Origin of the sequence: Alkaliphilus pronyensis, from assembly GCF_009017275.1 — a bacterium.
GTDB lineage: Bacteria > Bacillota > Clostridia > Peptostreptococcales > Natronincolaceae > Alkaliphilus_C > Alkaliphilus_C pronyensis.
On sequence record NZ_WBZC01000054.1, the window covers coordinates 1 to 7579 of the forward strand.

A 7579-nucleotide genomic window follows, 5' to 3' on the forward strand; every position below is an offset into this window, starting at 1 on the left:
ATTTAGTTTTTCATTTAACCCTTATCTACCAATTAAGAGGTTGCTTTGTAAGTATCGCCGCTGAGAGAAATGGTATATTAGAAAAAAAGGCATATATATTATTATAAATACCTTTAACAACTACTGTATAATTTAACAAAGAGACTCTTGAGGCAACTTTTAGTGAAGAAGCTGGCTATCCTTAAGAAAAAATTATGTAGTGATTCTATTAATATTGAGAGGTGATTTTATGGATTTTGCAGATGTTTTTCTTTTAGTAGTTTTTGGAGTGCCTGTTTATGGATTGTTAATATGGTCATATTTTGAACCTGAGGAAAGCTATTTGCTAAGCAGGAGATGGATGTTTGAGGAAGAACCCCAACTAAGCCAAGAGGCCATTTCATTTCAAAAAAAATCATCATTAGTGGCTATTATAGTTCTTACCCTTTTTATAATAATAACTGTTTTGAAGTGATATGAGCATATTATTTACTATTGCAGTTAAAAAAGTGGTTTATACCTAAAGGTTAGTGTATAGCCATTTTTTGTTTGAAAAATATATGGTGCGTATTCCTCAATAAGAAGCTGCATTGCTAGTGGCGCCAAGCTAGAAAGTAAGCGGAACTAAAGTTAAGGTGGAGTTAAAACTCCATCTGAACTAAGTTTTCTTTATATAGTAAAGCTTTCTTAACAAAACTGTGATAAAATTTGTTTATAGGTTTAATGTCATAGAATTAATCTTTAAAATATTATTATAGTTCATCATTTATCGACATTTTTAAACTTTCTTAGAAGGTGAAAATTTAATTATATAGAATTAAATAGGTATAAAATTCATTGGAATATTGAAGGGAGAGAAGAAGCTTGAGTAGAATAATTGCAATTTTTAATCAAAAAGGAGGAGTAGGAAAGACGACAACAAATGTAAATTTAAGTGCATGCATTGCGCAAATGGGAAAGAAAATTTGTGTAATAGATATTGATCCTCAAGGTAATACAACCAGTGGGTTTGGTATCAATAAAAATCAACTAAAGTATAGTATTTATGATGTTATTGTCAATGAAATTCAACTGGAGAAATCAATTATTCCGACTAAATATGAAAATCTACATATAGTTCCTTCTAGCGTTCAATTGGCAGGAGCGGAAATTGAACTAGCAAATATTAAAAATAGAGAAATACAGCTAAGGGAGTCTATAAATTCTATTAAGGATAAATATGACTATGTTTTTGTCGATTGCCCTCCCTCATTAGGACTATTAACAATTAATTCACTGGCAGCAGTTGATAGTGTATTAATTCCAATACAGTGTGAGTATTATGCCCTAGAGGGAGTAAGCCAACTGATGAATACAATTCAATTGGTAAAAAAGAATTTAAACCCTAATCTTGAAATACAAGGTGTAGTCCTTAGCATGTTTGACGGAAGAACCAACCTATCAATCCAAGTGGTTGATGAGGTGAAAACATATTTTAAGGGGAAGGTTTACAGTACTATTATACCAAGGAATGTTAGATTAGCAGAAGCTCCCAGCTTTGGACAGCCAGTAATTTATTATGATGAGAAGTCAAAGGGAGCTGAAGCCTATAGGGAGTTGGCTGAAGAGTTCTTAGATTTAGAGGAGGATGTAATTTGATGAGTAGAAAAAGAGGCTTAGGAAAGGGGCTAGAAGCATTAATTCCAGAAATGCAGACATATGGAATAGATGAGGAGCAGAAGAAAAATGAAAAAATACAGTTAATTGACATAAATAAAATATATCCGAACATTCATCAACCAAGAAAAGATTTTGATGATGAAGGGTTAAATGAGTTGGCTGAATCGATAAAGATCCATGGAATAATACAACCAATAATTGTTTCTAAAAGAGAAAGTGGTTATATGATAATTGCTGGTGAGAGACGATGGAGAGCAGCAAAAAAAATTCAATTAAAAGAGTTACCCTCTATCATAAGAGATTATCAAGAGGAGCAATTGGTAAAGATAGCTTTAATAGAAAACATTCAAAGACAAGACTTGAACTCAATAGAGGAAGCGCTTGCATATAGACAAATCATAAATGATTATAAGGTTAAACAGGAACAACTTGCAGATGCCCTAGGGAAAAGCAGACCCTATATTGCAAATACTCTCAGACTACTTCAATTGGATGATAGAGTTATAGAAATGATAAAATCGGGTAAATTAAGCAGTGGTCATGGACGAACCTTATTGAGGGTAGACGAAAAAGACAAGCAATACAGATATGCACAAAAAATCGTGGAGGAAGGGCTGAATGTAAGAAAAACAGAAGAACTATTAGCCTCGCCCCAAAGGCCAATAGGTAAAAGTAAAAAAGAAAGAAAAAATGATTATGTGTTGATGGATCTCGAGGATAATTTAAAAAAATATTTTGGCACTAAAGTTACAATAGTTAAGGGTAAAAAGAAGGGCAAAATTGAAATAGAGTATTATAATGACGAGGATTTACAAAGAATAATTGAATTGCTTAACAAGGATTAAAAATGTTTCACGTGAAACATTTTATTAAAGGGAGAGTTGTAATGGAGTTAAAAATTTTTTATGCAGAAGCTTTTACAGACAAGGTCTTTTGCGGCAACACTGCAGCAATTGTAATCAACGAAAAGCATTTGACTGATGAAGAAATGCAGAAAATTGCTGCAGAGCTAAAGCTTTCAGAAACTGCATTTGTAATGGAAATGCCAGATAAAGCGAATACTTTTGAGGTAAGATTCTTTACACCACTTCAAGAGGTAGATTTGTGTGGACATGCTACAATAGCTGCCTTTACTGTACTATTTAACAATGGATACATTAAGGGAAAGAGTAGCTGCTTAAAATGCAAGCAAATTACAAAGGCTGGAATACTAGATGTTGATATTTACCAAAAAGATGGAGAAATACAAAGAATAATGATGCTTCAGGGTGAGGGCAAAATAATTAAAACCCTAAATGAAACAGAAGAGCTATGCAATATTTTAGGTATAGATAAAGAGGAGTTTGGAATATATAGTCATAAATTGAAGCCGCAAATAATAACAACAGGATTAAAGGATATAATATTTCCCGTTGTTAATCTTCAAGCACTAAAAAAACTAACCCCCAACATGGGAAGGCTTAAAAGCTATTGCAAAATCATGGATGTTATTGGTGTTCATGTTTTTACCCTTGAAACCCTTAATAAAGAGGCAACAGCCCATTGCAGAAACTTTGCTCCTCTAGTAGGAATAAATGAGGAGGCGGCTACAGGAACCTCAAGCGGTGGATTAGCATATTATCTAATAGAGAACAGCATTATTTTATCAGATAAATTTATTTTTGAGCAAGGGCATTTCATGAATAGACCTAGTATAATTCATGCCTATATTAACAAAAGCAACAGCAGGATATATGTAGGTGGTGTTGCTAGAGAGTTTATTACAGGAGTTTTATCTATTTAATTAACATATTAAAATGACTTTTTATTAGACTTAATATTATAATATCAAATAACTGTTATATTATAATAAGTGAGGAGGATTACTTTGATATATCTTGATAATGCAGCAACAACCTTTCCAAAGCCAGAAATAGTGTATGAATCGGTATTAGATCACATGAAGGGCTATGGAGCTAACCCGGGAAGGTCAGGCCATAAACTGGCTATAGAAGCAGGAAGAGTTATTTTTAAAGGTCGAGAAGCTGTTTCAAGGCTCTTAGGAATTGACAACCCTATGCAGGTTGTTTTTACCAGCAATGCTACTGAAGCATTAAATTTAGGTATTAAAGGCACTTTAATAGGTGGTGATCATGTAATTACAACCAGCATGGAGCACAACTCAGTTATTAGACCTATTAAGGCGTTAGAAAGGGTTGGTGTAGAAAACACAATTGTAGAATGTGAAGCAGACGGCTCCATTAACATCAGCAAGATTGAAGAAGCTATTAAGAAAAATACTAAGCTTATAGTAATGACCCACGCATCTAATGTCACAGGCACCCTAATGCCAATAGAGGAAGTAGGTTTATTAGCCAAAAAATACAACCTTGTATTTATGGTGGATGCTGCCCAAACAGCAGGAGTATATAATATAGATGTAGGCAAGCTAAACATTGATTTATTAGCTATACCAGGACACAAGGGTTTGTTAGGACCCCAGGGAACAGGAATCCTATACATTAGAGATGGGCTAGAGGTTATGCATTTTAAAGAAGGAGGAACTGGTAGCAAATCTCAAGAGCTAAGTCAACCAGAAATGATGCCAGATAGATATGAAAGTGGAACTCCTAACACACCAGGAATTGCAGGACTAACTAAGGGAATTGAATTTATTCTTAAAGAAGGTACTGCAAAAATTAGAGGGCATGAAGAGGCTTTAACACAATACTTTATTGATGAGGTGAAAAAAATCCAAAAGGTTAAAGTTCTAGGTCCTATGGATGCTAAAAAGCAAGCAGCAGTAATATCTATCAACATAGGAGACGAGGATTCATCAGAAATTGCATATATTTTAGATAAGGCATATGACATTGCTGTAAGACCAGGGTTGCATTGCGCCCCAGTAGCACATAAAACAATAGGAACCTTTGAGCAGGGAACAGTAAGATTTAGCATAGGATATTATAACACTAAGGAAGACATTGAGAAGGCAGTTTCAGCAATAAAGGATATTTGTCAGCAAATATAGAGTATACTACTCAATACTAATTTAAGAGTTTTAAGCAAGGGGTCTTTAACCTGCTTCTTAAGAAAGCAGAGCACTAGCAGAGCCATGGGATAAATAATCCTTATTATTTAACTAATAGGGATTATTTGGTTTCTATTACATTTCATATAAATAAATAGAAGAATGGCTTAAAAGGTGTTAAAATAGAGAGAAAGCCACTAAAGATTATATTGAAGGGAGATAAGCTATGAGGGAGGTACTTGATTTTATTAAAGCTAACAGTCACATATTTATAATTGCAACCATGATTTTAAATACTATATTATTTGCACTTTTACTGTTAAATTATAATGTGACCTCAAATCTTAAAGACAAATATAAGAGGCTAGTAAAAGGAACTAGCAACAAGAATATAGAAGGTATTTTGCATGAGAATATGGATAAAATTGAAGAAGTAAATAAGGAACTAGACAGACTAAAGAATAAAGCAAATATACTAGATAATCGACTTAGTTTTTGCATCCAAAAAATAGGTATTATCAGATATAGCGCCTTTAACGATACTGGAAGTGACTTGAGCTTTTCCATTGCTTTACTTGATAATAATGATGATGGTATTATCATGACAGGTATACACGGCAGATCAGAAAGTATAACCTATGCTAAGCCAATTAAAGAAGGTAAATCTAGCTACAGTCTCTCTATAGAGGAAATCCAAGCCCTAGATAGAGCAAAGGATAACACAATAGACGGAAGAGACATAAAGGGGTCTAGACGTAGTAAAGAGGTTAGCTAATGGAGGATAAAACCTATCTTTTTATTGTAAATCCGGTATCAGGTAATGGAAAAGGCAGAAAAATGGTGGACAAAATTCATAAAGCAATGGCAAAGACAAAAAAGGTATATAGACTTGAACTAACAAAAGGCAAGGGATATGCAAAGAGGTTAGCCTTAGCAGCCACCGAAGATGTGGTTGTTGCAGTTGGGGGAGACGGTACAATTAATGAAGTGGTTAATGGAATTATAAAATCAGATAAAGTTTTAGGAGTTGTACCTTCTGGCACGGGGAATGATTTTATTAGAAATTTAGATATACCAAAAGAACCAGAAAAAGCTTTGGAGAGAATATTAAATGGCGAAGAAATAGCTATTAATGTAGGAAAGGCATTTGAGCATTACTTTGTTAATATTGCTTCAGTAGGCCTAGATGCTGAAATTGCCAATGAAGCGAATAGGTTAAAGAAGTTCTTTAATGGGACAACGGCCTATGTTGTAGCATTTATAAAAGCATTACTATCATTTAACTCTATAAGCATTTCTATTAAAAATGGTAAGGGATCCTTTAAACAAGAAACTACTCTTATGGCCTTGTGTAATGGCAAAAGCTATGGAGGAGGCATGAAAATTGCGCCTCTTGCAGACATGGGTGATGATTTACTGGATATTTGCATAGTTAAGAAAATAAATAAATTAAAGCTGTTACTTGTTTTTCCAACAATTTTCACAGGTAAACATACAAAATTTAAAGAGGTTCAGATAATTAAGGAGCCATATATTAGCCTTAGAATAGAAGACCCAGTTATTATTAATTTAGATGGAGAAATATACCCTATAACTAAGGAAGATTTTGAAGTTTTAGAATTTAAAATATCAAAGTTTAAACTAAAAGTCCTATGTTGATAGAAAAACCTTTTAAAATCTAATAAATTGAATTAAACCACCTCAAGTAAGCAACAATAGTTATATGGAGGTGGTTTTATGAAAAAAATAGCTGTACAAGACGGGCTTGAATATTTAAAAGAAGAGCTGGAAGCTATAGGCTATGAAATTATTGACTTTACCACAGGAGGATTTGTTGATGCAATAATATATACTGATGACTATTCAGGAATAGAAGTCTTTAACAATGATACTGGGGGACAAAATAATGGTGCAATACTTATAAATGCAAGGAGCAAGTCAACTGATGAAATCATATACATTATTGAAAAAAGAAGATATGGTGGGCTTTTTACATAATTAACCATATCTATCTAAACTATAGCTATACTTATTTCAAAGCAAGGTGGGAGATTATCTCCAGATTAATAAGCGGGAGTATTAGTAACGCCGCTGAGATAAAACTACAAATCTTTTATACAATAGATGTTAGGACCTACAACAGCCGAGAGAAAATTTTGCTGGTGAAGCTCCTAGCTTTTTTTGCGTAACACCTTACCTACAGTAGTTTTTTAGTTTGAGCCTCTACTAAAAACCAATAATTAGTAATTGGTTTCAACAGTGTGTCCTTGATTGTTTAGCTTCCATAGAGAAAACTTAATTCCTTCTGATATAATCTCAGCCATTCTCATTACTAAGCTAAGCCTTGTGTTCTGTAAAACAATATATTCCATATAACCACAAAGATTAACAATACCTGTTATGTGAATATCTCCTACAGAGGGTAAATCTTTTTTTACACCAGCTCCTGGCTTAAGCGGACCATTACCTACCTTTATAAATCCAATTCGTTCCATTTTTCCTAAGCAAGCATCAATAGCAATAATAAATGGTCTCCTATGATTTAAGTATATATTTGATATTTTACTATTTAAGTTTTTAGCATGTACAGGATCATCTAAAGTACCGTAAACAAAGGTATTAGAGTATCTATTTATTTGAGATGACAATTTGTAACCAATAAGTGGGCCTAAGGAATCTCCTGTTGAACGGTCTGTTCCAATACAAAGTATAACAATTTCCTCGTAGGGAGGGAGATAGTGTCTTTTTAAGCTATCAAGCAACAATAGGCTCAAATCTATATAGGCCATAGGAACAGATACACTAACAGAATCATTATAGCTTGCTTGCTTAAACATATAATATCCTCCTTAGTTAAAAGTTTAATTAGTTGTTTGCAAAATGCTTGAACCATTGAAATTAAAGCATTTTAGCAATGTATTTATATTGTTT

At 33.3% G+C, this 7579-nt stretch carries 9 protein-coding genes; 8 read left to right on the top strand and 1 reads right to left on the bottom strand.

The features are described 5' to 3' along the window. The first annotated feature begins 229 nt into the window (after nucleotides 1–229). The 8 genes from F8154_RS12410 (at nucleotide 230) to F8154_RS12445 (ending at nucleotide 6646) form a co-directional block, all read left to right on the top strand. Nucleotides 230–454, top strand: coding sequence for a hypothetical protein (locus tag F8154_RS12410; protein WP_151861945.1), 225 nt, complete (start codon nucleotides 230–232; stop codon nucleotides 452–454). 389 nt (nucleotides 455–843) lie between these two features. Further along, a complete protein-coding gene (locus tag F8154_RS12415) occupies nucleotides 844–1617 on the top strand; it encodes a ParA family protein (RefSeq protein ID WP_151861946.1) in 774 nt (257 codons plus the stop codon). Then, on the top strand, nucleotides 1617–2483 hold the full coding sequence (locus F8154_RS12420) for a ParB/RepB/Spo0J family partition protein (RefSeq protein ID WP_151861947.1): 867 nt from the start codon (nucleotides 1617–1619) through the stop codon (nucleotides 2481–2483). Before F8154_RS12415 ends, F8154_RS12420 begins: the two co-directional genes overlap by 1 nt. Before the next feature lie 41 nt (nucleotides 2484–2524). Next, nucleotides 2525–3421 (top strand): PhzF family phenazine biosynthesis protein, encoded by an 897-nt coding sequence (locus F8154_RS12425; protein WP_192930292.1) that lies wholly within the window; start codon nucleotides 2525–2527, stop codon nucleotides 3419–3421. An 84-nt stretch (nucleotides 3422–3505) separates the two neighbouring features. Continuing rightward, complete coding sequence (locus F8154_RS12430) at nucleotides 3506–4648, top strand: aminotransferase class V-fold PLP-dependent enzyme (RefSeq protein WP_151861949.1); 1143 nt, start codon at nucleotides 3506–3508, stop codon at nucleotides 4646–4648. A 226-nt stretch (nucleotides 4649–4874) separates the two neighbouring features. Continuing rightward, entirely contained in the window at nucleotides 4875–5423 is a 549-nt protein-coding gene (locus F8154_RS12435; protein WP_151861950.1) for a DUF4446 family protein, read from the top strand. Continuing rightward, the gene (locus F8154_RS12440) at nucleotides 5423–6307 is read left to right on the top strand and encodes a diacylglycerol/lipid kinase family protein (protein WP_151861951.1); all 885 of its coding nucleotides are present in this window, start codon (nucleotides 5423–5425) and stop codon (nucleotides 6305–6307) included. Before F8154_RS12435 ends, F8154_RS12440 begins: the two co-directional genes overlap by 1 nt. A 78-nt stretch (nucleotides 6308–6385) precedes the next feature. Beyond that, nucleotides 6386–6646 carry a YkuS family protein gene (locus tag F8154_RS12445; protein WP_151861952.1) on the top strand — a complete coding sequence of 87 codons (261 nt, stop codon included), beginning with the start codon at nucleotides 6386–6388 and terminating at the stop codon, nucleotides 6644–6646. 242 nt (nucleotides 6647–6888) lie between these two features. Here the strand turns inward: F8154_RS12445 and yyaC are convergent, their stop codons facing one another. After that, nucleotides 6889–7485, bottom strand: coding sequence for a spore protease YyaC (gene yyaC, locus F8154_RS12450; RefSeq protein ID WP_151861953.1), 597 nt, complete (start codon nucleotides 7483–7485; stop codon nucleotides 6889–6891). Between the last annotated feature and the right edge of the window lie 94 nt (nucleotides 7486–7579).

Bases quoted from the DNA above. Each gene is read 5' to 3' on its own strand.
- F8154_RS12410 (WP_151861945.1), top strand. From the start codon at position 230: ATGGATTTTGCAGATGTTTTTCTTTTAGTAGTTTTTGGAGTGCCTGTT.
- F8154_RS12420 (WP_151861947.1), top strand. From the start codon at position 1,617: ATGAGTAGAAAAAGAGGCTTAGGAAAGGGGCTAGAAGCATTAATTCCA.
- F8154_RS12425 (WP_192930292.1), top strand. From the start codon at position 2,525: ATGGAGTTAAAAATTTTTTATGCAGAAGCTTTTACAGACAAGGTCTTT.
- F8154_RS12435 (WP_151861950.1), top strand. From the start codon at position 4,875: ATGAGGGAGGTACTTGATTTTATTAAAGCTAACAGTCACATATTTATA.
- F8154_RS12440 (WP_151861951.1), top strand. From the start codon at position 5,423: ATGGAGGATAAAACCTATCTTTTTATTGTAAATCCGGTATCAGGTAAT.
- F8154_RS12445 (WP_151861952.1), top strand. From the start codon at position 6,386: ATGAAAAAAATAGCTGTACAAGACGGGCTTGAATATTTAAAAGAAGAG.
- yyaC (WP_151861953.1), bottom strand. From the start codon at position 7,485: ATGTTTAAGCAAGCAAGCTATAATGATTCTGTTAGTGTATCTGTTCCT.